The organism is Azospirillum brasilense, from assembly GCF_001315015.1.
In the GTDB taxonomy this organism is placed as follows: domain Bacteria; phylum Pseudomonadota; class Alphaproteobacteria; order Azospirillales; family Azospirillaceae; genus Azospirillum; species Azospirillum brasilense.
The window spans coordinates 556036-580340 of record NZ_CP012914.1 but is presented as its reverse complement, the minus strand read 5'-3'; the positions used below and the strand labels follow the sequence as shown (position 1 = coordinate 580340).

Sequence of the window (24305 nt, the reverse complement as noted above, 5' to 3'; positions counted from 1 at the left end):
GGTTCCTGCGGGGTCTCACCAGCCCCGCAGGAATTCCGCCGTCGCCTCCACCGCCTCCTTGATGCCGACACGGCGGACCTCCACCCCCTCGGGGAAGGCGCCGAACAGGCGGCTCGGCATCATCGGGTCGAGCAGAACGAACACCCCGGTGTCGTCGGCCCGCCGGACCAGCCGGCCGAAGGCCTGCTTCAGCCGCAGCCGCGCGATCATGTCCTCGTAGCGCCGCCGCCCGAAGGCATCGCGCCGGGCGCGGTGCAGGATGTCCGGGCGCGGCCAGGGCACGCGGTCGAAGACGATCAGCCGCAGCGAGCGGCCCGGCACGTCCACCCCGTCGCGCACCGCGTCGGTGCCGAGCAGGCAGGCGTGCTCCTCCCCCCGGAAGATGTCGATCAGGGTCGCCACGTCCAGCGGATCGACATGCTGGGCGTAGAGCGGAATGCCGGTGGCATCCAAAGGCTCCACGATGCGGTCGTAGACGGCGCGCAGCCGGCTGATCGCCGTGAACAGCCCCAGGCCCCCGCCGCCCGCCGCCTGGAACAGCGTGCGGTAGGCCGACGCCACCTGCCCCAGATCGTCCTTGCGCACATCGGTGACCACCATCACCCGCGTGCGGTTGGGATAGTCGAAGGGCGAGGGCACCTGGGCGCGCAGCGCCGGCTTGGGCAGGTGGCTGGCGCCGCAGCGGTCCTCCGCCGCCTGCCAGTCCATGGCGGTGTCGCCGGTGCCGTCGGTCAGCGTGGCGGAGGTGACCACCATGCCGTGCGCCGGCCCGGCCAGCGCCTCCGCGAAGGGCACGGTCGGGTCGATCCAGTGGCGGTAGAGCCCGACGTCGACGTCGCGCCCGTCGATCCGCTCCACCGCAAACCAGTCCACGAACTGCGCCGGGGTTTCCACGGGCAGCGTCTTCAGCATGGCCCGCCACGCCTCGACCGTCAGCACGCCGCGCCGGGTCAGGCTGCGCGCCATGGCGTCGATGCGCCGCCGCTGGTCGCTGTCCAGTTCCGCCGTCTCGTCCTCCAGCCTTGCCGCCAGCCGCTTGGCCAGCCCGGCCAGCGGTTCCGCCAGCCGGACCAGCGCCGCCTCCAGCGCCACCGCCGCATCGAGCAGCCCATCCACCGGATAGGCCTTGTCGGCCTCCAGGCTGTAGGGACCGCCCTGCCCCGCCGTGCGGGAATAGACCTGCCGCCGCGCGGCGAGCAGGAAGGCCTCGGTCGGCCCCTGCGGGTTGTCGGCGGACAGCCGCGCCGCCCACCCCTCCGCCGGCAGGACGCGGGCGCCCAGCATCACCGCGTCCATCAGCTCCTGCGCCTGTTCGTCGCTGGCGACCAGATCCTCGATGCGGCGCTTCAGCCCGCGGGCGCGGCTGCGCCCGGTCTCCTCGGCCCCCAGCAGCCAGCGCCGCAGTTCCTGGGTCTCGCGCCCGGTCAGATGCCCGGCGAAGGCGCTGTCCGCGGCGTCGAAGACGTGGTGCCCCTCGTCGAAGACGTAGCGGGTGGGCAGCGTCGGCTCCTCGCCGCCGCCCAGCGCCGCCTGCACCATGACCAGCGCGTGGTTGGCGATCACCACGTCGGCCTTGCGGGCGCGGCGCACGCTCTTCTCGATGTAGCAGCGGGCGTAATGGTCGCAGGCGGAGTAGATGCACTCGCCCCGCCGGTCGGCGAGGCCCAGCGTCCGCCCGCGCCCGGCGATGTCGACCAGCCAGCCGGGAAAGTCACCGCCGGTCAGGTCGCCGTCGCGCGTCGCCGCGGCCCAGCGCGCCATCAGCCCGACCCCGATGGCGTGGTGCGGCTGCATCGGCATGCCGCGGACGGCCTCCTCCAGGTTCAGCAGGCACAGGTAGTTCTCCCGGCCCTTGCGCAGCACGACCTTGCGCGCCTTGGTCGCCGGCTCGGGGTAGAGGCGGTCCAGCTCCGCGTCGATCTGGTGCTGGAGGTTGCGGGTGTAGGTGGAGATCCACACCGTCCCGCCGTTCTTCTCCGCCCACACCGTGGCCGGCGCCAGATAGCCCAGCGTCTTGCCGACGCCCGTCCCGGCCTCCGCCAGCACGACGTTCGGCGTGTCGGGGGCGGGGCGCGGGGCGAAGGCGGCCGACACCGCGCTGGCGTAGTCGGCCTGCTGCGGGCGCGGCTCGGCGACCTTGCCGGGCACGCTGGCCGCCAGCATCACCGACAGCCGGCGGCGCGCCTCGTCCGGCTCCACCGGGTGGTGGGCGGGCGGCGGCTCGGGCGGGCCGTCCTGCCACTCCTTGATGCGGGTCCAGACGCGCAGGCCGGCGCGGCCGGCGCCCTTCTCCGGCCCGTCCGGCTTGCCGAGCGCGGCCAGCACGGCGGGCGCCCACAGCCAGCCGGCGCGCCCCATCTCCCAGGCGAAGGCCACCGGGTCGGACGCCTCCTCCCGCCCCGGCGCACCCAGCAGGCCAAGCAGCTTGCGCACCGCCCGGTGCAGGGCCAGCGCGTCGTCCTCCAGCCCGTCGGGAATCGGCAGGTCCAGCGCCTCGGCCAACCCGCGCGGGGTCGGCACGCAGAAGCGGGCGGGCAGGACGAAGGCGAACAGCTCCAGCAGGTCGAAGGCGGCGAAGGGCTCCGTCCCCAGCCGCCGCGCCATGGCCCGCGCGTGGCAGACGAGCGGCGGCTGGCGGCGCGCCCGCTTCGCGGCGGCGGCGGGCGGCAGTTCCTCCACCTCCCCATCACCGGTCAGCAGAACCACGCGGCGCGCACCGGCCACCAATGCCGGCGCGTCATCGAGGCTGAAGGACGGGAGGGAGGGCGCCGAGGTCAGATCCATGGCGCGCAGTATAATGGCCCCCGTCGCCGCAATGCGAGCAAACCCGTGTTGACCGATCGGCCCGCCCCCTCGAAAGTGCTCCCCCCGTCCTTGAGCGTCGCAGAGGAGAGGTCGAGCGCATGCGGTTTCCGGTCCGGCGTCTGCTGAGACTCCTGATGGCCCTGGCCGTCGCCCTGGTGGCCTTCAGCGTCGGCTGGGCGGCGCTCTACCGCGTGGTGCCGGTGCCGGCCACGCCCCTGATGCTGATCCGCGCCGCCGGAGGGTCCGGGCTGGCGCACGACTGGGTGCCCATGTCGCAGATCTCCCCCCACCTCGCCCGCGCGGTCATCGCGTCGGAGGACACGCTGTTCTGCGGCCATGGCGGCTTCGACTGGGCGGCAATCGAAGGCGCCTTCGAGGACAACGAGGAGGGCCGGCGCCTGCGCGGCGGCAGCACGATCAGCCAGCAGACCGCCAAGAACGCCTTCCTCTGGCCGGACCGCAGTTGGACCCGCAAGGGCGCGGAGGCATGGTTCACCCTGCTGATCGAGGCGCTGTGGCCCAAGAGCCGCATCCTGGAGGTCTATCTGAACATCGTGGAGTGGGACGACGGCGTCTACGGCGCCGAGGCCGCCGCCCGCCACCATTTCACGAAACCGGCATCGGCCCTGACCCGCCGCGAGGCCGCCCTGCTGGCCGTCGTCCTGCCCAACCCCCGCAACTGGTCCCCGAACCCGCCCGGCGCCTATGTGGCGCGGCGGGCCGGCGTCATCGAACGGCGCATGGCGGTGGTGGAGCGGGACGGGTTGGCCGATTGCGCGCGTTAGCTTTGGACCATCGCCGTTCAACCTGAGAACTTGCCGATCGACCGCCAATACATCTTTTGGTAAACTTCCTCGATTATCACACACGGCCGTAGAGTGATCCGGCACGCCGACACTCTCCAATCACTGGCAAGCCTCGGCAATCGGAGAGCGGTCTGATGAACGTCATGGATGCATCGTTGGGTGCGGCTCGGCAACCGGCCACCCTGATCGCGACGACACCATCCACCTCAAAGAGTGCGGTGGGGGCAAAGGACACGGCCGCCGACTCCTCCAACGGCACGCGCGATGCGGCGGTCGTCACATTGTCGGAGACGGCCCAGGCGTCCCTGGCGTCCCAGGCCTCACCCCAGACCGCGGGAAAGAAGGATTTCGCGACCGTCGCCAAGGACACGCGGGCGGCCATCGACGCCAAATACGCGGAACTGGCCGCGAGCGGCAAGCCGATGGACTACATGCACGCCACCCAGGAAAGCTGGGACACCGTCTATGGCGGGCTCGACCGCCGCGCCCTCTTCGCCATCGCCAGCAACAGCGACGGCAGCTTCTCCAAAGACGAGCAGGACACTGCCCAATCCATCATGTCGCAACAGCAGGGGCAGGCCATGATGGCCGCGGACCCGACGGGCAACGATCACGCCGCCCGCTTCCGGGCCGGCGTCGCCTTCCTGGAGAGCGTCAGCGACGAGGAGAAAGGCTCGGCCAACTGGGCGGTCCAACGCGCCGCCAACCAGTTCGGGTACGAGCAGTCGATGCGGAGCAGCGGTCGGGAACCGGACGATCTCGACAGCGAGAATCCGTTGGTCGCCATGATCAAGGGCGCCATGGACCGCCTCAAGGACAAGTCGCCCGAGGCTGTCGCCACCGGTGGCTATGTCAAGGACCTGAAGGACATGCCTCTGTTCCGCGACGGCGTGCCGGTGGTGGCCGCCGGCATTAGTCCGTCGCTCGACATCCGGGCATGAGGATCTACGCCCCGCTCCCCGACATCCTCAAACTCACCACCCCCGCCACGATCAGCAGAATCCCCGCCAGCTTCAGGAAGTTGAGCGACTCGCCGAACACCCAAATCCCGATCGCCGCGATGGCCGCCGTGCCCACCGCGGACCAGATGGCGTAGGCCACGCCCACCTCGATCTCGCGCAGCGCCTGGGCCAGCATCGCGAAGGCAACCAGATAGCAGGCCACCACCGCCAGGCTGGGCCACAGGCGGGTCATGCCGTCGGACATCTTCATGGCGACGGTGCCCACGATCTCGAAGGCGATGGCGACGGACAAAAACAGCCAGCTCATGCGGGTCCTCGGCGGGTGATCCACATCCAGACATGCGCCCGAACCGTGAAACGGACAAGCGGCGCCCGTTGACGGACGGCACGGACCGCCCTAGGGTCGCTGCCTTTCTACACTTCCGTCGAGTTTTGAAGGGGCTCTACCATGACCGGCGAGCGGGAATTGGCGTTGCAGGCGAAGGCGTGGCCGTTCGAGGAGGCGCGCAAACTGGTCGCGCGCTTCGCGAAAGAGCCGCCGGCCAAAGGCTACGTCCTGTTCGAGACCGGCTACGGTCCGTCGGGCCTGCCGCACATCGGCACCTTCGGCGAGGTGGCGCGCACCACCATGGTCCGTCAGGCCTTCCAGCGGATGAGCGACATCCCGACGAAGCTCTTCTGCTTCTCCGACGACATGGACGGGCTCCGCAAGGTCCCGGACAACATCCCGAACAAGGAGCTGGTGGCCGCCAACCTCGGCAAGCCGCTGACCCAGGTCCCCGACCCGTTCGGCACGCACGACAGCTTCGGCGCGCACAACAACGCGCGGCTGCGCGCCTTCCTCGACAGCTTCGGCTTCGAGTACGAGTTCCAGTCCTCCACCGACTGGTACAAGTCGGGCCGCTTCGACGAGGCGCTGCTCGGCGTGCTGCGGCGCTATGACGAGATCATGGCCGTCATGCTGCCGACGCTGGGCGAGGAGCGCCAGCAGACCTACAGCCCGTTCCTGCCCGTCTCCCCCTCCACGGGGCGCGTGCTGCAGGTTCCGGTGCTGGAGCGCAACGTGGACGCCGGCACCATCGTCTTCCAGGACGAGGACGGCAAGAAGGTCGAGGTCCCCGTCACCGGCGGCCATGTGAAGCTCCAGTGGAAGCCCGACTGGGGCATGCGCTGGTACGCGCTGGGCGTCGATTACGAGATGTACGGCAAGGACCTGATCCCGTCGGCCGAGCTGGCCGGGAAGATCGTCAACATCCTCGGCGGCACCCCGCCGCAGGGCTTCAACTACGAGCTGTTCCTGGACGACAAGGGGCAGAAGATCTCCAAGTCCAAGGGCAACGGCCTGACCATGGAAGAGTGGCTGGCCTACGCCCCGCCGGAGAGCCTCGCCCTCTACATGTTCCAGAAGCCGAAGTCGGCCAAGCGCCTGTATTTCGACGTGATCCCGCGGGCGGTGGACGAGTATCTGGCCTTCGTCGCCAAGCTGCCGGTGGAGGAGCCGGCCAAGGCGCTGGAGAACCCGGCTTGGCACATCCACAACGGCACGGCCCCGGCGGTGCGCTCGGACGTGTCCTTCAACCTGCTGCTGAACCTCGCCGGGGCGGCGAACGCCGAGACCAAGGACGTGATGTGGGGCTTCATCAGCCGCTACGCGCCCGAGGCGACGCCGGAGAACAGCCCCTTCCTGGACAAGCTGGTCGGTTACGCCGTCCGCTACTACCAGGATCAGGTGAAGCCGACGAAGCGCTTCCGCGCCCCCACCGACGCCGAGCGCGCCGCGCTGGAGGATCTGCTGACGCGTCTGGACGGCATCCCCGCCGACGCGGCGGGCGACGTCATCCAGAACGAGGTCTTCGCGGTCGGCAAGGAGCACGGCTTCACCGAGCTGCGCGCGTGGTTCCAGGCGCTCTACGAGGTGCTGCTCGGCCAGACCACCGGCCCGCGCATGGGCTCCTTCATCCAGCTCTACGGACTGGACGAGACCAAGGCGCTGATCCGCGAGAAGCTGGCCGCCTGAGCACCGTCTCCTTTCTCCTCCCCCGCGCCGCGGCCCGCCGCGGGGGAGGGTTTTCCCAGCGGACCGGCACGTATTGCGAACAATTTGGCAAACGCACAAACCCCGCCCAACGGAGGCGGTGTTCCAGGGCATGCCCGGATGAATGTCGCTCAGCATTCGGCGAGACTTCACCCGCCATCGTTCCGGTCACAAACAATACTCCCAATCCGATCGTTTGCATTTCCATCATCCGGCCATGCGGCTCGAATGTGTGCAAACGATCGAAATCCTGCCCACCGGCTGGGCAAACAACATTTTATTCCCGCATCGCCATGCGCACACCGCACCGCACCAATACCAACTTGGTATTACCATCCGCCAAGGTCAAAGCCTATGATCCGCCCCGTTACTGCTTTTGCAGTGCGTTTCCTCCCTAAACTCTTCAAGGCCGCGCCCCATCGGGGTTGCGGCCCTTTTTCTTTTCGACCTCCGCTTTTCGACGCTTCGATACCACAACCCGGCGGAAGGACCGGCGGCGCAGGGTCTGGTTGCTTGCGCCGGACGGCGATGACAAGTTCGGCTCCGTTAGCGGCCCGTTAACCGGCCCGTCGTTGGATATCCGGATGCAGCCACGTCAGCCCCCCTACGCCGGTCATGGGGACGACCGTCCCGGCGCGGCCCGCTCGGCGCCGCGGGCCGACCCCTCCGCGGACGACGGGGTGGACCCGGACCTGCTCGGCTATCTGTTTGACGATTCACCCCCCGCTCCTCCTGCGCCGGAACCGGTCCGCCGCCGCGTCGGCACGGCGCTGGTCGAATCGCGGCGGGCCGGGATGGGCGATGCCGGGGTCCGCGCGCATCTGGCGCGCAAGCTGTGCCGGCTGCTGCCCGACCTGCCCCCGGAGCGCCAGGACAAGGCCACCGCCACCGCCCTGCGCACGCTGGAGCGGCTGGCCCGCGATCATGCGGCCCATGTGCGGACGGCGCTGGCCGGGGCTCTGAAAGACGTCGCCTGCGCCCCGCCAGCCGTGGCGCGCACGCTGGCCCGCGACGTGGAGCGCTCGGTGGCGGAGCCGATCCTCCATTGCTGCGCCACCCTGACCGACGACGACCTGCTGGAGATCATCGCCAGCCATCCCGCGGGCTGGGCGCTGTCGGCCATCGCGCGGCGGCCGGCGGTCAGCGCGCCGCTGTCCTGCGCCATCGTCGACACGGGCGATGCGGAGGCCACGGGCGTCCTGCTGGACAACGACGGCGCGGTCATCCCCGAAGACCGGCTGGAGGATCTGGTGGAGCGTTCGGGCGGCCATCCGGACTGGCAGGCCAAACTGGCCGGCCGGCCGGCCCTGCCGCAGCGGCTGGCCCTGCGGCTGGCGGAGTTCGTCGACGACTCGGTGGCCGACCTGCTGCGCCGCCGCTCCGATCTGGACGCGGTCACCGCGGCGGAGGTCGCCGCCGTGACCCGCCGCCGCGTCTCCTGGGTCGAGGAGCGCGATCCCGCCGAGTCGCCGGGGCGCCGCGCCGTCCGCCTGCACCGGCAGGGCTCCTTGGACGAGACGGCGCTGGGCGACGCCCTGTCCTGGGAGGAAACGGACTTCGTCCGCGCCGCCCTGGCCCTGCGCGCCGCCGTCCATCCGGGAATCGTGGACGACATCCTGCGGTCCGGCGACGCCCGCGCGGTCACCGCCCTGGTCTGGCGGGCGGGCTTTTCGATGCGCTGCGCCATGCGGGTGCAGATCCGCGCCGCCGGCATCCCGCCGCGCGCCGTGCTGAACGCCCGCCAGGGCACCGACTACCCGCTGCCCGCGGCGGACATGACCCGCCACCTCGCGCTCTACGGCGTCCGTTCCTGACGCCGCGGAGCCCTGTCTCCCAAATATTCCTTACTGGATCTCCAGCGGCCGGCGGGCCGGGGCCCGCCGCGTGTCGGGCGCCAGCGTCGGATCGTTCTGATACAGCGGGCGCGACGGGTCGGTGTCGATCAGCTGCGGCGGGGTGACGATCTCCTCGCCCGACCCGGAATCGAACTGGATCACCGCCATCCGGCGCACCGTTTCGCACAGATCGCGCTTGCGCAGGGTCTCCGGGTCGCTCGGCCCGTCGAAGGCGACGAAGGGCACCACGATGCCGCTGCGCTCCCCGGGCGGGACGGAGGTGTACACATAGTTCGACACGGGCCGGCAATAGAGCACATCGGTGGCCGACGGAACATCCGCCGACATGGTCCCCGAAGCGGTCGCCGGACTGGCTGCCGCAGCGCCGGCCGCCGCTGTGTTCAACGGAGCCTTGGCCAGAGCGGCCTCATAGTCTGCGACGGTTTGTCCCAAGGCCGCGCCGCCGCTTCCCAGGGCCAGCGTCACGGTCAGGCAAAATGCCGGTGCAAAGCGAATCATGGTTCTTCCCCCCATCCCAAACGGCCTTCAAAACCTATCCAAAGAATAGTGCGCCGCACCCGCAACGCCAAATTCCTGTTTGCCGCTGCGGCCATTCGCCGTAATCGATTGCACAGTTCCGTCTCCCGTGCTTGCGGTCACGCTTGCTCTCGGGCCGGAATCGCGCTAGGAACCGCCCTCGAAATCTCAGGGCGCTGGACCCCTAGGACGCTACACTCAATCGGTTCTGTCCTCCGCTGAATGGGGGACGCTCACGCTTAGGGAAACGCTCCATGGCTCGCAAGAAGATTGCGCTCGTCGGCGCCGGCCAGATTGGCGGCACGCTGGCTCTGCTCGCTGCCCAGAAGGAACTCGGCGACGTCGTGCTGTTCGACATCGCCGAAGGCATGCCGGAGGGCAAGGCCCTCGACCTGGCTGAGACCTCGCCGGTCGAAGGCTTCAACGCCAAGCTCAGCGGCGGCAACGACTATTCGGTCATCGAAGGCGCCGACGTGGTGATCGTCACCGCCGGCGTGCCGCGCAAGCCGGGCATGAGCCGCGACGACCTGATCGGCATCAACACCGGCGTCTGCCAGACCGTCGGCGAGAACATCAAGAAGTACGCACCGAACGCCTTCGTCATCGTCATCACGAACCCGCTGGACGTGATGGTGTGGGTGCTCCAGCAGGCCTCCGGCCTCCCGCCGGAGCGCGTCGTCGGCATGGCCGGCGTGCTCGACTCGGCCCGCTTCCGCTACTTCCTGGCCGACGAGTTCAAGGTGTCGGTCGAGGACGTCACCGCCTTCGTGCTGGGCGGCCACGGCGACACCATGGTCCCGCTCGTCCGCTACTCGACCGTCGCCGGCATCCCGCTGCCGGATCTGGTCAAGATGGGCTGGACCACGCAGGAGAAGCTGGACGCCATCGTGCAGCGCACCCGCGACGGCGGTGCGGAGATCGTCAAGCTGCTGAAGACCGGCTCGGCCTTCTACGCCCCGGCCGCCTCCGCCATCCAGATGGCCGAGTCCTACCTGAAGGACCAGAAGCGCGTCGTTCCGGTCGCCGCCTACCTGACCGGCCAGTACGGCCAGAACGACCTCTACGTCGGCGTCCCGACGATCATCGGCGCCGGTGGTGTCGAGAAGATCATCGAGATCGATCTCTCCGAGGAAGAGAAGAAGATGTTCGATCACTCGGTCGACGCTGTGAAGCAGCTCGTCGAGGTGGTCAAGAAGCAGCAGGCTGAGAAGGCCGCCTCCTAAGGCGGCCTGTTTTTTGCCTGCGCGACGGCCTGCGGCCTTGTCGCCCCGGGGCGGACGGTTGAACCGTCCGCGCCCGGTGGTACAGTGATCGCGGACGTTCGCGCCAGCCGGCGTAAGGCTTCCTGAAGGACTCAGCTCCCCCGAAGACTTGCGTCCTGGCGCGTCCGCCAGCAGGAAACGCCTGCCCGATCTTCGCCCATCGTCAGCCGACCCGAAATCCGTCAGCCGACCATAAAAACAGATGGACGCCCGATGAACATCCATGAGTATCAGGCCAAAGGCCTGCTGAAGAAGTACGGCGTCGCGGTGCCCCGCGGCGGCGTTGCCTACACCCCGCAGGAAGCCGAGACCGTCGCCCGCGAGCTGGGCGGCCCGGTGTGGGTCGTGAAGTCGCAGATCCACGCGGGCGGCCGCGGCGCCGGCCGCTTCAAGGACAACCCCGAGGGCAAGGGCGGCGTCCGCGTCGTCAAGTCCATCGAGGAGGTCGGCAAGAACGCCGGCGAGATGCTGAACCACGTCCTGGTCACCAAGCAGACCGGGCCGGAAGGCCGCGAGGTGAAGCGCCTCTACGTCGAGGAAGGCGCCGACATCAAGCGCGAGCTGTATCTCGGCATGCTGACCGACCGCGCCACCGGCTGCGTCACCATCATGGCGTCCACCGAGGGCGGCATGGAGATTGAGGAGGTCGCCCACAACACGCCGGAGAAGATCGTCAAGGTCGCCATCGACCCGGCCACCGGCATCCAGGGCTACCACACCCGCAAGGTCGCCTTCGCGCTCGGTCTTGAAGGCAAGCAGGTCTCCGCCGCCGCCAAGTTCATCGTCGCCGCCTACCAGGCCTTCGTGGACCTGGACTGCGCGATCGTCGAGATCAACCCGCTGATCGTCACCGGCTCGGGCGAGATCCTGGCGCTCGACGCCAAGATGAGCTTCGACGACAACGCCCTGTTCCGTCACAAGGACGTCGAGGAGCTGCGCGACGAGGCCGAGGAAGATCCGGCCGAGATCGAGGCGGCCAAGCACAGCCTCAACTACGTCAAGCTGGACGGCAACATCGGTTGCATGGTCAACGGCGCCGGCCTGGCGATGGCGACCATGGACATCATCAAGCTGTACGGCGGCGAGCCGGCCAACTTCCTCGATGTCGGCGGCGGCGCCACCAAGGAGCGCGTCACTGCGGCCTTCAAGCTGATCCTCTCCGACCCGAACGTCGAAGGCATCCTGGTCAACATCTTCGGCGGCATCATGCGCTGCGACGTCATCGCCGAAGGCGTGGTCGCGGCGGCCCGCGAGGTGCACCTGCACGTTCCGCTGGTCGTCCGTCTGGAAGGCACGAACGTCGAGCTGGGCAAGAAGATCCTCAGCGAGTCCGGTCTGCCGATCCTCTCGGCCGACAACCTCGCCGACGCCGCCGACAAGGTGGTCAAGGCCGTGAAGGAGGCCGCGTAAGATGGCTGTTCTCGTCGATAAGAACACGAAGGTGATCTGCCAGGGCTTCACCGGAGCCCAGGGCACCTTCCATTCCGAGCAGGCGATCGCCTACGGCACCAAGATGGTCGGCGGCGTCACCCCGGGCAAGGGCGGCACCAAGCACCTCGACCTGCCGGTCTTCGACACGGTGGCCGACGCGGTCGAGAAGACCGGCGCCAACGCGTCGGTGATCTACGTGCCGCCGCCGTTTGCCGCCGACGCGATCCTGGAGGCGATCGACGCCGAGATCCCGCTGGTGGTCTGCATCACCGAGGGCATCCCGGTGCTCGACATGGTGCGCGTCAAGCGCGCCCTGAGCAACTCCAAGACCCGTCTGATCGGACCGAACTGCCCGGGCATCATCACGCCCGACGAGTGCAAGATCGGCATCATGCCCGGCCACATCCACAAGCGCGGCAAGATCGGCATCGTCTCGCGCTCGGGCACGCTGACCTACGAGGCGGTGGCGCAGACCACCGCGGCGGGGCTGGGCCAGACGACCTGCATCGGCATCGGCGGCGACCCGGTCAACGGGACGAACTTCGTGGACAGCCTGGAGCTGTTCCTGAAGGACCCGGAGACCGAGGGCATCATCATGATCGGCGAGATCGGCGGCGACGCCGAGGTCAAGGGCGCGGAGTTCATCCGCGACTCCGGGACCAAGAAGCCGGTCGTCGGCTTCATCGCCGGGCGCACCGCGCCTCCGGGCCGCCGCATGGGCCACGCCGGCGCGGTGATCTCCGGCGGCAACGACACCGCGGACTTCAAGATCGAGTTCATGAAGTCCGTCGGCATCGCCGTCGCCGACAGCCCCGCGAGCCTGGGTTCCACCATGCTCAAGGTCTTCAAGGGCTGATAAAGCGGTAGGCGGGACCCCATATTCCCGCCCACTGCCGAAGGACCGGCGGCCCCTGGCTTCTCTCCCGAGATCCAGGGGCCGCCCGGAGCCCCGCGACAAGCAAAAAAACTCTCTGAGGGAACCGGGCAAACGCCCGAGGCAAACATATGTCCGCTAATCTGGAGAAGACCTCGTTCCTGTTCGGCTCGAACGCCGAATATGTCGCGGAGTTGTACGCGCGCTTCCTGAAGGACCCCTCCTCGGTGGATTCGAGCTGGAACGGCTTCTTCAGGGAGCTGGACGACGACTCCCGCGCCGTCCTGAACGAGCTGAACGGCCCGTCCTGGAGTCTTGAGGAGGGCACGCTCGCCAACGGCGCGCTCGACCCCGTCGCCGCCTCGCTGGACAGCATCGGCGCCCCGGCCGCGACCAACGGCAACGCCGGCCTCGTCGCCCACGCCCAGCAGGTCTATGGCGGCATCAGCCACCAGCAGCTGCGCGCCGCGACGCTCGACAGCATCCGCGCGCTGATGCTCATCCGCGTCTACCGCGTGCGCGGCCACATGAACGCGCATTTCGACCCGCTGGGTCTCGAGAAGCGCGAGCCGCACCCCGAGCTGGACCCGGCGACCTACGGCTTCGGCCCGGGCGACATGGACCGCCCGATCTTCCTGAACTACTCGCTGGGCCTGGAGACGGCGTCGCTGCGCCAGATCCTGGAGATCCTGCAGAAGACCTACTGCGGGAACATCGGCGTCGAGTTCATGCACATCCAGGACCCCGAAGAGAAGGCCTGGATCCAGGAGCGCATCGAGGGCGGGCGCAACCACACCGAATTCACGGTGAACGGCAAGCGCGCCATCTACGAGCGGCTGATCGCCGCCGAGGGCTTCGAGAAGTTCCTGCAGCTGAAGTACACCGGCACCAAGCGCTTCGGCCTTGAGGGCGGCGAGTCGATGATCCCCGCGCTGGAGCAGGTTCTCAAGCGCGGCGGCCAGCTCGGCCTGAAGGAGGTCGTCGTCGGCATGGCCCACCGCGGCCGGCTGAACATGCTGACCAACTTCATGGGCAAGCCCTTCGCCGCGGTCTTCTCGGAGTTCCAGGGCAACCCGTCCAGCCCGCAGGACGTGCAGGGCTCGGGCGACGTGAAGTACCATCTCGGCACCTCGTCGGACCGCGACTTCAACGGCAACATCGTCCACCTGTCGCTGACCGCCAACCCGTCCCACCTGGAATGGGTGAACCCGGTCGTGCTGGGCAAGGTGCGCGCCAAGCAGGCGCAGCGCAACGACCTGGACCGCGAGCAGGTCATGGGCGTGCTGATCCACGGCGACGCCGCCTTCGCCGGCCAGGGCATCGTGGCCGAGACGCTGGGCCTGTCGGAGCTGCGCGGCTACCGCACCGGCGGCACCGTGCACTTCATCATCAACAACCAGATCGGCTTCACCACGAACCCGACCTATTCGCGGTCCGGCGTCTACTGCTCGGACATGGCGAAGATGGTTCAGGCGCCGATCTTCCACGTCAACGGCGACGACCCCGAGTCCGTCGTCCACATCAGCCGCATCGCCGCCGAGTTCCGCCAGAAGTTCAAGCGGGACGTGGTGATCGACATGGTCTGCTACCGCCGCCACGGCCACAACGAGGGCGACGAGCCGGGCTTCACCCAGCCGCTGATGTACAAGAAGATCCGCGCCCACGCGACCACGCGGGAGCTGTACGGCAAGCAGCTCGTCGAGGAGAACGTCCTCACCCAGGCCGAGTCCGATCAGATGATCCAGGACTTCATGAAGAAGCTGGAGGGTGAGTTCGAGGCCGCCAACTCCTTCAAGCCGAACAAGGCCGACTGGCTGGAAGGCAAGTGGTCGGGCCTGGAGGCCGCGAAGACCGACGACGAGCGCAAGGGCAACACCGGCGTGGCGATCGACGTGCTGCGCGAGGTCGGCAACAAGCTCTGCGAGTACCCGAAGGACTTCGCGATCAACTCGAAGATCGCCCGCCAGCTCGAAGCCAAGAAGAAGTCGCTGGAGACCGGCGAGGGCATCGACTGGGCGACGGCGGAAGCGCTCGCCTACGGCACGCTGCTGGTCGAGGGCAACGGCGTCCGCTTGTCGGGCCAGGACTCGGGCCGCGGCACCTTCTCGCACCGCCACGCGGTGATGTACGACCAGAACACCGAGAACAAGTACATCCCGCTGAACCACCTGCGCCCCGACCAGGGCCCGTTCGAGGTGCATGACAGCCCGCTGTCCGAGGCCGCCGTGGTCGGCTTCGAATACGGCTACTCGCTGGCCGAGCCGCACAGCCTGACCCTGTGGGAGGCGCAGTTCGGCGACTTCGCCAACACCGCCCAGACCATCATCGACCAGTTCCTCTCGTCGGGCGAGTCGAAGTGGCTGCGCATGTCCGGCCTCGTGCTTCTGCTGCCGCACGGCTACGAGGGCCAGGGCCCGGAGCACTCCTCGGCCCGTCCGGAGCGCTTCCTCCAGATGTCCGCCGAGGACAACTGGCAGATCTGCAACCTGACGACCCCGGCGAACCTGTTCCACGCCTTCCGCCGCCAGATGCGCCGGCCCTTCCGCAAGCCGCTGGTGCTGTTCACGCCGAAGTCGCTGCTGCGCCACAAGCTGTGCGTCTCCAGCCTGTCGGAGCTGGCCGAGGGCACGAACTTCCGCCGCGTGCTGGGCGAGACGGCGACCGACCTGCTGCCGAACGAGCAGATCCGCCGCATCGTCGTCTGCACTGGCAAGGTCTATTACGACCTGCTGCAGGAGCGCACCGCGCGCGGCATCAAGGACGTGGCGTTGGTCCGGCTGGAGCAGCTCTACCCGTTCCCCCGCTCCGCCCTGACCGAGGAGTTCGCCCGCTATCCGAACGCCGAGGTCGTGTGGTGCCAGGAGGAGCCGGAGAACCAGGGTTACTGGGCCTTCGTCGACCGCCGTCTGGAAGGCGCCCTCACCTCGATCGAGCACAAGGCCTCGCGCCCCAGCTACGCCGGCCGCCCGGCCGCCGCGTCGCCGGCCACCGGCCTGCTCAAGCGTCACAACCAGGAGCAGGCGAAGCTTCTGGAAGACGCGCTCGTCATCCGCTGACTCGACGCCCAGGCGTAGAACAAGAAAGTACGAGAGGAACTTATGGCTACCGAAATCAAGGTCCCCACCCTGGGCGAGTCCGTCTCCGAGGCGACCGTTGCCCGCTGGCTGAAGAAGGTCGGCGACGCGGTCGCCGCCGACGAGGCGCTGGTCGAGCTGGAGACCGACAAGGTCACGCTTGAGGTGAACGCCCCGTCCGCCGGCACGCTGGCGGAGATCGTCGCCGCCGACGGCGCCAACGTCGGCGTCGGCGCCCTGCTGGGCGTGCTGGGCGAGGCCGGCGCCGCCGTGGCCGCCCCGGCCAAGGCCGCCGCTCCCGCCGCCGCCACGCCGGTACCGGCGGCTGCCCCGGCCGCCGCTCCGGCCCCGGCGGGCAACGCTGCCCTGGCCGACGCCGGCCCGGCCGCCCGCAAGATGGTCGCCGAGAAGGGCCTCGACGCCGCGCAGATCGCCGGCACGGGCAAGGACGGGCGCATCACCAAGGGCGACGTGATCGACCACGCCGCCAAGCCGGCCGCGGCCCCCGCCGCCGCTCCGGCCGCCGCGCCGCAGAAGTACCAGTGGACCGCCGGCACCGCGGGCGACCGTCCGCGCGCCGCGCAGGAGGAGCGGGTCCGCATGACCCGTCTGCGCCAGCGCATCGCCGAGCGTCTGAAGGAGGCCCAGAACAGCGCCGCCATGCTGACCACCTTCAACGAGGTGGACATGACCAACGTCATGGCGCTGCGCAACGAGTACAAGGACTTCTTCGAGAAGCGCCACAAGGTGCGTCTCGGCTTCATGTCCTTCTTTGTGAAGGCGGCGATCCAGGCGCTGAAGGAAATCCCGGCGGTCAACGCCGAGATCGACGGCACCGATCTCGTCTACAAGAACTACTACGACATCGGCGTCGCCGTCGGCACGCCGCAGGGTCTGGTGGTTCCGATCGTCCGCGACGCCGACAAGCTCGGCTTCGCCCAGATCGAGGGCAAGATCGGCGAGCTGGGCAAGAAGGGCCGCGACGGCAAGCTGTCGATGGACGAGCTGACCGGCGGCACCTTCACCATCTCCAACGGCGGCGTCTACGGCTCGCTGATGTCCACCCCGATCATCAACCCGCCGCAGTCGGCCATCCTGGGCATGCACAAGACCCAGGAGCGTCCGGTCGTCGTGAACGGGAAGATCGAGATCCGCCCGATGATGTATCTGGCCCTGTCCTACGACCACCGCATCATCGACGGCAAGGAGGCGGTGACCTTCCTCGTCCGCATCAAGGAGAACATCGAGGATCCGCGGCGTCTGCTGCTGGACGTCTGATCCCGACAAAGGGACACCGACAAGGGGACTGCGGGAGGCACCGTCCTCCCGCACCCGACCGACGGGGGATGAAATCCTCCGAACTTAAAAAAGGCGCCGTGCGGCGCCTTTTTCTTTGTCGTCACACCACTGAGCGCCCATCACACCAGCACGGCGGCGATCCTCGCCGCGGTGTCTTCCGGCTTCACCACCCGCTCAGCGGGCAGGCGCAGAGTCATGGTCGTTCCGGCGCCCAACGTGCTGGCGCAGGTCAGCGAACCGCCGTGCAGCTCCATGAAGTTCTTGGAGATGGACAGGCCCAGACCGGTGCCCTCGAACTGGCGGCTGGCCGAGTTGTCGGCCTGCCGGAAGGGCTGGAACAGATGATCCATGAATTCCCTCGGGATGCCGATCCCGGTGTCGGCCACCGACAGGGCCAGGGCGCCGTCCTCCTCGACGCGGGCGGCCAGGGTGACGCTGCCGCCTTCCGGCGTGAATTTCACCGCATTGGACAGCAGGTTCAGCAGCACCTGCTTGAAGGCACGGCGGTCCACCCAGATGGCGGGAAGGCCGCCGGACACGCCGTTGCGCAGGTCCACCCCACTGTCGGTGGCGCGGTCGCGGACCATGGTCAGGCATTGGGCCACCGCCTCGCAGGGGTCGATCACCTCTTCGGACAGCTCGTAGCGGCCCGCCTCGATCTTCGACATGTCGAGCACCGCGTTCACGATGTCGAGCAGATGCTTGCCGCTGTCATGGATGTCCTTGGCACAGGACTTCTGGCGGTCGTTCAACTTGCCAAAGAACTCGCTGTCGAGAATCTCCGAGAAGCCGATGATGGCGTTCAGCGGCGTGCGCAGCTCGTGGCTCATGTTGGCCAGGAAGTCGGACTTGGCGCGGTTGGCCATCTCCGCCTGACTCTTGGAGGCGAGCAGCTCAGCCTCCTGCTGGCGGCGCTTGGTGATGTCGCGGATGACGCCGACGAAGACGCGCCGCGGGGCCCCCTTCTCCTCCAGCCCGCTCTCCCCGTCCGGCCCGCCCAGCCTTAGCGCGCTGACCGCCAGATTGATCGGGAAGGTGCCGCCGTCGCGGCGCAACGCCAGGACCTCGCGGTCGTTGCCGATGATGCGCGAGCCGGCGTTCGGGCGGTAGCCGGCCATCGAACGGTCGTGGCCGGCGCGGAAGCCTTCCGGCAGCAGGATGTTGACACTCTGCCCCACGACCTCTGCCTCGGCGTAGCCGAACATGCGCTCCGCCGCGGGGTTGAAGGTCTCAATGATGCCGTGCGAGTCGATGGTGACCACCGCGTCCACCATGGATTCCAGGATGCCGCGGATGCGGCGGGAGGCGCGCTCCAGCCGGTTCTGGTCCTGCTCCCGTCGGGACTGCTGCCGCTCCACGTACCAAGTGAGCAGGGCGATCACCACCGACATGGCGAGGCCCATGGCGATCCACACCGCGCTGTCGCGCTTCCATTCGCCCAGCGCCTCGGCCTTCGGCAGGGTGGCGGCTACGGTGAAGGGATAGTCGGCGACGCGGCGGACGCTGGCGATGCTCGGGCGTCCGTCGGTGGGCAGCACGGTGTCCAGCGTCGCCGCGTCGCGCGTGCGCAGCGCGGTGTCGACCTCCGGCCAGTCGGCCAGCGTGGCAAGGCGCCGGCGGCCCTCGTCCCAGGGGCGGTGGATCAGCACCGTGCCGTCGGCCAGCGCCAGGGTGACCGTGCCCTCCAGCCCCAGCCGCAACCCCTCGAAGCCGGCCCCCAGCCGCAGCGGGTTGATCATGGCGACGACCACCCCGGCGAAACTGCCGTCCGGGTGGGACCAGCGGCGGCTCATCGGAATGACGTAGGTGCCGGGAAAGGCCATGCTGGGGATCGGCACGCCGACGTGAAGCCCGCCGTCCGACGCGCCCTCGTCCCGGTGGGCCGCGAAATAGGGCCGGCTGGTCAGGTCGAAGGCCGGCGGGCTGCTGTCGGCGGAGTGGTGCAGGACGCGGCCCTGCTCGTCCACCACGATCAAGCCGGAGATCGGGCCGATGGCGTCGCGGCGGTTGCGCAGAAGAGCGTTCACCGACGGCGCCGCCACGGTGCGGGCCTGCGGGTGGGTGTCCAAAACCGTGACCAGATCGGAGAGCAGCAGGTCCACGCTGAACACCGTGCGGACGGCCTGCTCCTCCAGGATGCGGGCGAGGTTGCGGGTCGAACGCTCGGCCCCCTGCACCGCCTCGGTGTGGCGCTGCCAGACGCCGTAGGCGATCATCGCGTTGACCACGACGATGAAGGCCACGCCGGACGCCCTCATCAGGAAGCGCACCGACCCCAGAATTTCGAACAGCCGCTCGCCCATTCCGGCGGGCCCCATTCCAGAGGGCGGCAAGGTCGCGTCGCGAACCGGATTGCGGCTGGCCATGGCTGTGAACAACTCTCCGCACGCGGTGCAACAGGGCCGTTGAGGGACCGCCCGCCTGGCATTGCCCAACGTAAGACGGTACTGCCATCGGCCACCGCCAATCTCGCGCGAAAACCATAATGGAAGTTTAACCTTAATGCATCAATGAACCCGATTGCCCGGACGAGCGATTGCCGCTTTGCCTGACGGTCTCCGGGCGTTAAGAATTCGCGGGGGTCGGGGACGGTTGCGCAAAGGAACAGGGACGATGGACAGCCAGAAAGACCGCAAGGCCGCGATCCTCGCCGCCACGCTGTCGTCGCTGTGGACGGACACCGAACCCGCCGTGCGCGAGCGCGTGACGGCCATCGCGCTCGCCGAGGCCGAGGCGATCTCCGGCGTCTTCTACACGATCCTGCTGGACCGTCCGGACAGCAACGCCTTCCTCAGCCACACGCTGGTCCAGGAACGGCTGCGCCCGTCGCTGGCGCGCTGGATCGCCGCGCTCTTCACCGCCTCCACCGACGAGGCCATCGCGGCGGTGCTGGAGCAGAATTACCAGGTCGGGCTGATCCACGCCCGCATCAACATCCCGCTGACCCTGGTCAACGCCGGGATGCGAATCGTCAAGAAGGAGCTGTCCGCCCGCCTGCTGGCGGCCGACCTCAGCCGCGCCCAGACCGCGTCCGCCATCCTGTTCGTCGGCGAGCTGCTGGACACCGTGCTGGACAACATGCACGAGGCCTATCTGGGGGACCTGCTGGGCAACGTCCGCCACCAGCAGTCGCTGAAGATGTTCATGAGCGGCCCCAATCTGGCTTTGGAGGGCGAACGGCTGAAGTCGTCGCTGTTCGATTGGCTGCGCAACACGGTGGTGTCCTTCTATGCGCATGAGGACAACGGCCATGCAAGCCCGCCGCCCATCGAATCCTCCGATTTCGGCCTGTGGCTGAACCACAAGGCGGAGCTGACCTTCGGCCGCGTGACCGAGCTGGACCTCATCCGTGAGCGCACCAACCGGATCAGCGCCAAGGTGACCGCGGCGGTGGAGGGCGGCTGGATCACTCCCGCCTTCGTCAAGGAGCTGAACAACGACGTCACGGAAATCGCCTACGTCCTCGGCACCATCATCGAGAAGGCGATGGAGATCGAAAGCGGCCGCGATCCGCTGACCCGCCTGCTGACGCGGCGCTTCATGCCGGCGATCTTCCAGCGCGAAGTGGCCATCAGCCTGCGCCACGGCAAGCCCTTCGCGGTGTTGCTGATGGACGCCGATCATTTCAAGACGATCAACGACACGCTGGGCCATCAGGCGGGCGATTCCGTTCTGTCGGACATGGCCGAACTGTTGCACACGCACGTCCGGGCGGGCGATTTCGTCTTCCGCTACGGCGGGGAGGAGTTCCTCATCCTGCTGACCGAAATGGACGAGGCGTCGCTGCGCGTGAAGGCCGACCAACTGCGCCGGACGGTCGAGGAGCACCGTTTCAACGGGGCCGGGAACGGGCTGCGGGTCACCGCCTCGATCGGGGCGGCCCTGCACGAGGGGCACCCGGATTATGAACACACCGTCCGCCGGGCCGACGCCGCGCTCTACGAGGCCAAGCGCCAGGGCCGCAACCGTGTGGTGGTCGCCTAATAGTAGGCGCCTGAGCGCATCTGCATCCCGGCATCGGGCGTTGCCCCGCGGGGACGCATCGGCTACGTAAGACCTTTCCCTGCCGATCCCTGCCGAGACCCGCGAATTCCATGTCTGACGGACCGCTTTCGCTTTACCGGGCCCGCCGCGGCACCGGGACGCTGCGCCCCGACCCCGACCAGGAGCTGGCCGCCGAGAAGCTCCAGAGCCTGTACAAGGCACTGAAGGGCTACAGCCCGCAACCGGCCGGGAAGGCCGGCGGAGCGAAGGCCGGCTGGCTGGAGCGGTTCGGGCTGGGCCGCCCGCGCTCCGAACCGGCGGAGGCGCCGCAGGGCCTCTACATGTATGGCGGCGTCGGGCGCGGCAAGTCGATGCTGATGGACCTGTTCTTCGACACCGCTCCGGTGGAGAAGAAACGCCGCGTCCATTTCCACGAATTCATGCTGGAGGTGCACGAGCGCATCCACCAGCACCGCCAGTCGGGCAAGAGCAAGGGCAAGGACGCCGACGACGCACTGCCCGAGCTGGCCCGCGCGCTGGCCGACGAGGCGTGGCTGCTCTGCTTCGACGAGTTCCACGTCACCAACGTCGTGGACGCGATGATCCTGGGCCGGCTGTTCACCAGCCTGTTCGACCTGGGCGTGGTGGTGGTCGCGACCTCCAACTGGCCGCCGGACATGCTCTACAAGGACGGTCTCCAGCGCGAGCTGTTCCTGCCCTTCATCGCGCTGCTCAAGGAAAAGCTCGACGTGCTGGCGCTGGAGGGGCCGACCGACTACCGGCTGGACCGGCTCCAGGGCAAGCCCGTCTATTTCTGGCCGCTCGGCCCGGAGAGCGATGCCAGGATCCGCCAGACCTTCGCGACGCTGACCGACGGCGCCCGGGGCGAGCCGACCCATCTGTCGGTCCAGGGCCGGAAGGTGGAGATCGCCTGCGCCGCCAAATGCGTCGCCCTGGTGGATTTCTGGAGCCTGTGCGGAAAGCCGCTGGGTGCGGCCGACTACATCGCCATCGCGACGCACTTCCACACCGTGCTGATCCACGGCGTGCCGACGATGAAGGACGAGCTGCGCAACGAGGCCAAGCGCTTCATGACGCTGATCGACGCGCTCTACGAGCACAAGGTCAACCTCGTGGTCGCCGCCGAAGGCCCACCGGAGCGGCTGTATCCCGAGGGCACCCACGCCTTCGAATTCGAACGCACGGTCAGCCGCCTGATGGAGATGCAGTCCGAGGACTATCTGCGCCAGCAGCACCTGACCTGAGGGGCCGCGGTCCCGCGCTTCCGCCCGTGTTACCACGGGGATGCCGCCCTACTCCCGTTTCGCGCCGAAGATATGCGGGCGCCCGACGTTGTATTGCTGAACGTCGGTCCAATGGCGAGGGAGAGGGCAAAGCATGCCTTGGCGGTCCCAGTGCGGTGCACTGACGCTGGCGCTTTTTCTGACGGCACCGATCCATCCCGCCCCCGCCGCCGCGGCGGGCAGCGTTGATTGCTGGCTGCTTGATGGGGACGCGCTGACCCAGGCGCGCGATGGCGGCTGGTGCAAGGACGCCTTTTCCCGGAATTCGCAGACCGGGGAGGCGCCGGTCGTCACGGTGACCGCGGCCCCCCTGCCCGCCCGCAAGCCCGACCCGCCCCCGAAGAAGCGGGTCGTCACCGTCCAGCGCAAGGCGAAGGCGCAGCCGGACTCCCAGGCGGCGGCCATCGTCCGGCCCGCGGGCCGGAGCGGAGCGGTCGCCGAGGTGGATTTCGGCACCCAGTTCAAGCGGGACTGGAACGCCCTGATGAAGAAGCTGCTTGAGCCGTAAGGCCCCGCCGGGTCAGGTGCGGGCCTCGTCCAGCCACTTCCGCACCGCCGGCGGCTCGTAGGCGGCGAAGGCGTCCAGGATGCCCGGCGCGGTGTCGCGGACGATCAGCATGTCGCGGTGCTTGGGCTGCATGAAACGCTCCCCCGCCACATGGTCGAGGAAACCGGCCAGCCCGTCGTAGAAGCCGGCGGCGTTGAGCAGGCCGCAGGGCTTGTCGTGGCGGCCGAGCTGCGCCCAGGTCCACACCTCGAACAGTTCCTCCAGCGTGCCGATGCCGCCGGGCAGCGCGATGAAGCCGTCCGACAGCTCGGCCATCAGGGCCTTGCGCTCGTGCATGGTGGCGACGATCCGCAGTTCCTGGAGTCCCTGGTGGCCGACCTCCTTGTCCATCAGGAATTGCGGGATGATGCCGGTGACCGTGCCGCCCGCCGCCAGGACCGAGTCGGCGATCCGCCCCATCAGGCCGGTCCGCCCGCCGCCGTAGACGAGGCCGATGCCACGCTCCGCCATGTGGCGGCCAAGCTGCTCCGCGGCCTCGCCATAGGCCGGGTTGGTGCCGGGGTTGGACCCGGCATAGACGCAAATCCGCATGTCGTTCCTCTGTGCGCGCCGTCTCGTAGGCGCGTGGTCGTAAGGGGCTTACCGGACGCGGGTGGCCGTGAAGCGCTGGCCAGGGTTCACGAACTCGTCCTGCGCCGCGATCAGTTGAAGCTCCCGCGTGCCCATCCGGCGGGTGGTCTGGAAGATGGCGTAGATGGCCGCCGCCGCCCGCTCCAGCGCGTCGGCCGGGTCGAAGGCCTTCAGGTAATGGGCCAGGAACAGGGCGGCCACCGCGTCGCCCGACCCGTTGGGGGACGGGTCCAGCGGCAGGCGCGGGGTGGAGACCAGCCACGCGCCGTCGCGGTCGTCGGCCAGCATCTCGATGTGGCCGGGGTCGGCGTCCTTGCGCGTCAGGCTGGTCACCAGGACCAGCCGCGGCCCGCGCTCCCGCAGGGCGGCGGTGGCGGCCAGCGCGTCGTCCAGAGTCTCCACGGTCCGGCCAGTCAGATACTCCAGCTCGAACTGGTTGGGGGTCATCAGATCGGCGGCGGGGACGGCGTGGTCGCGGATGAACTCCGGCAGGCCGGGGCGCACGAAGAAGCCGCGCCCGACGTCGCCCATCACCGGGTCGCAGGCGTAGACGGCGCGCGGGTTGGCGGCCTTCAGCCGGGCCGCCGTCTCGACGATCACCTGCCCAAGCCCGACGTCGCCCATGTAGCCCGACAGCAGCGCGTCGCAGGTGGGCAGGACGCCGCGCGCGGCGACTCCGTCCATCAGGTCGGCCACATGCTCCGCCGTGAAGACCTGCCCGGTCCATTCGCCGTAGCCGGTGTGGTTGGAGAACTGCACCGTGTTCACCGCGATGGCGTCGCAGCCCAGCCGTTGCAGCGGGAACACCGCGGCCCGGTTGCCGACATAGCCGTAAGCGACGTGGGACTGGATCGAAATGACGGTCTTCATGGGCGGACGATCCGAAAGGTTGGGCGCGCATCCTAAACCGTCCGCGCCACACGCTGGGGATGTTTCCATGCAGAGCAGAGTTTCACGCC

At 68.6% G+C, this 24305-nt stretch carries 19 protein-coding genes; 13 read left to right on the top strand and 6 right to left on the bottom strand.

From position 1 onward, the window contains the following. Positions 1-15 precede the first annotated feature (15 nt). The gene (locus tag AMK58_RS02610) at positions 16-2784 is read right to left on the bottom strand and encodes an ATP-dependent DNA helicase (protein WP_059398580.1); all 2769 of its coding nucleotides are present in this window, start codon (positions 2782-2784) and stop codon (positions 16-18) included. 119 nt (positions 2785-2903) lie between these two features. On the opposite strand from AMK58_RS02610, the gene mtgA reads away from it, so the two are divergent. Both mtgA and AMK58_RS02600 read left to right on the top strand, forming a co-directional pair. Beyond that, positions 2904-3590, top strand: coding sequence for a monofunctional biosynthetic peptidoglycan transglycosylase (mtgA, locus tag AMK58_RS02605; RefSeq protein WP_035675829.1), 687 nt, complete (start codon positions 2904-2906; stop codon positions 3588-3590). Positions 3591-3745: 155 nt separating this feature from the next. Beyond that, entirely contained in the window at positions 3746-4552 is an 807-nt protein-coding gene (locus tag AMK58_RS02600) for a hypothetical protein (RefSeq protein WP_035675831.1), read from the top strand. Positions 4553-4556: 4 nt separating this feature from the next. Here AMK58_RS02600 and AMK58_RS02595 read toward each other — a convergent pair whose 3' ends face one another. After that, positions 4557-4880, bottom strand: a complete 324-nt coding sequence (locus AMK58_RS02595) for a DMT family transporter (RefSeq protein ID WP_035675833.1) — start codon at positions 4878-4880, stop codon at positions 4557-4559. 141 nt (positions 4881-5021) lie between these two features. Here AMK58_RS02595 and AMK58_RS02590 point away from each other — a divergent pair, with 141 nt between their 5' ends. From AMK58_RS02590 to AMK58_RS02585, 3 genes are all read left to right on the top strand, one after another. After that, complete coding sequence (locus AMK58_RS02590) at positions 5022-6590, top strand: lysine--tRNA ligase (RefSeq protein WP_035675834.1); 1569 nt, start codon at positions 5022-5024, stop codon at positions 6588-6590. Positions 6591-6732: 142 nt separating this feature from the next. Further along, a complete protein-coding gene (locus AMK58_RS30230) occupies positions 6733-6966 on the top strand; it encodes a hypothetical protein (RefSeq protein WP_137165171.1) in 234 nt (77 codons plus the stop codon). A 226-nt stretch (positions 6967-7192) separates the two neighbouring features. Further along, positions 7193-8422, top strand: coding sequence for a DUF2336 domain-containing protein (locus AMK58_RS02585; RefSeq protein WP_059398579.1), 1230 nt, complete (start codon positions 7193-7195; stop codon positions 8420-8422). Positions 8423-8452: 30 nt separating this feature from the next. Here the strand turns inward: AMK58_RS02585 and AMK58_RS02580 are convergent, their stop codons facing one another. Further along, positions 8453-8962 (bottom strand): hypothetical protein, encoded by a 510-nt coding sequence (locus AMK58_RS02580; RefSeq protein WP_035675838.1) that lies wholly within the window; start codon positions 8960-8962, stop codon positions 8453-8455. Positions 8963-9234: 272 nt separating this feature from the next. Here AMK58_RS02580 and mdh point away from each other — a divergent pair, with 272 nt between their 5' ends. From mdh to odhB, 5 genes are all read left to right on the top strand, one after another. After that, complete coding sequence (gene mdh, locus AMK58_RS02575) at positions 9235-10203, top strand: malate dehydrogenase (RefSeq protein ID WP_035675841.1); 969 nt, start codon at positions 9235-9237, stop codon at positions 10201-10203. Positions 10204-10455: 252 nt separating this feature from the next. Further along, positions 10456-11652 (top strand): ADP-forming succinate--CoA ligase subunit beta, encoded by a 1197-nt coding sequence (gene sucC, locus AMK58_RS02570; protein ID WP_059398578.1) that lies wholly within the window; start codon positions 10456-10458, stop codon positions 11650-11652. Between the two features lies 1 nt (position 11653). Further along, the gene (sucD, locus tag AMK58_RS02565) at positions 11654-12529 is read left to right on the top strand and encodes a succinate--CoA ligase subunit alpha (RefSeq protein ID WP_059398577.1); all 876 of its coding nucleotides are present in this window, start codon (positions 11654-11656) and stop codon (positions 12527-12529) included. 149 nt (positions 12530-12678) lie between these two features. Next, complete coding sequence (locus AMK58_RS02560) at positions 12679-15603, top strand: 2-oxoglutarate dehydrogenase E1 component (protein ID WP_059398576.1); 2925 nt, start codon at positions 12679-12681, stop codon at positions 15601-15603. 42 nt (positions 15604-15645) lie between these two features. Further along, on the top strand, positions 15646-16899 hold the full coding sequence (odhB, locus tag AMK58_RS02555) for a 2-oxoglutarate dehydrogenase complex dihydrolipoyllysine-residue succinyltransferase (RefSeq protein ID WP_059398575.1): 1254 nt from the start codon (positions 15646-15648) through the stop codon (positions 16897-16899). Between the two features lie 140 nt (positions 16900-17039). Here odhB and AMK58_RS02550 read toward each other — a convergent pair whose 3' ends face one another. Beyond that, a complete protein-coding gene (locus AMK58_RS02550) occupies positions 17040-19286 on the bottom strand; it encodes an ATP-binding protein (protein ID WP_059398574.1) in 2247 nt (748 codons plus the stop codon). Positions 19287-19533: 247 nt separating this feature from the next. On the opposite strand from AMK58_RS02550, the gene AMK58_RS02545 reads away from it, so the two are divergent. The 3 genes from AMK58_RS02545 to AMK58_RS02535 all read left to right on the top strand — a co-directional run bounded on the left by AMK58_RS02545 (position 19534) and on the right by AMK58_RS02535 (position 22716). Continuing rightward, entirely contained in the window at positions 19534-20904 is a 1371-nt protein-coding gene (locus AMK58_RS02545) for a diguanylate cyclase (RefSeq protein WP_035675850.1), read from the top strand. A gap of 110 nt (positions 20905-21014) precedes the next feature. Then, a complete protein-coding gene (zapE, locus tag AMK58_RS02540) occupies positions 21015-22169 on the top strand; it encodes a cell division protein ZapE (RefSeq protein ID WP_014241638.1) in 1155 nt (384 codons plus the stop codon). A 133-nt stretch (positions 22170-22302) separates the two neighbouring features. Then, a complete protein-coding gene (locus AMK58_RS02535; RefSeq protein WP_035675852.1) occupies positions 22303-22716 on the top strand; it encodes a hypothetical protein in 414 nt (137 codons plus the stop codon). Positions 22717-22728: 12 nt separating this feature from the next. On the opposite strand, the gene AMK58_RS02530 is transcribed toward AMK58_RS02535, so the two are convergent. Next, positions 22729-23307: an LOG family protein gene (locus tag AMK58_RS02530; RefSeq protein WP_035675854.1), complete on the bottom strand. Its 579-nt coding sequence runs from the start codon at positions 23305-23307 to the stop codon at positions 22729-22731. Positions 23308-23355: 48 nt separating this feature from the next. Further along, positions 23356-24216: a pyridoxal kinase PdxY gene (gene pdxY / locus AMK58_RS02525; RefSeq protein ID WP_035675856.1), complete on the bottom strand. Its 861-nt coding sequence runs from the start codon at positions 24214-24216 to the stop codon at positions 23356-23358. Positions 24217-24305: the final 89 nt, after the last annotated feature.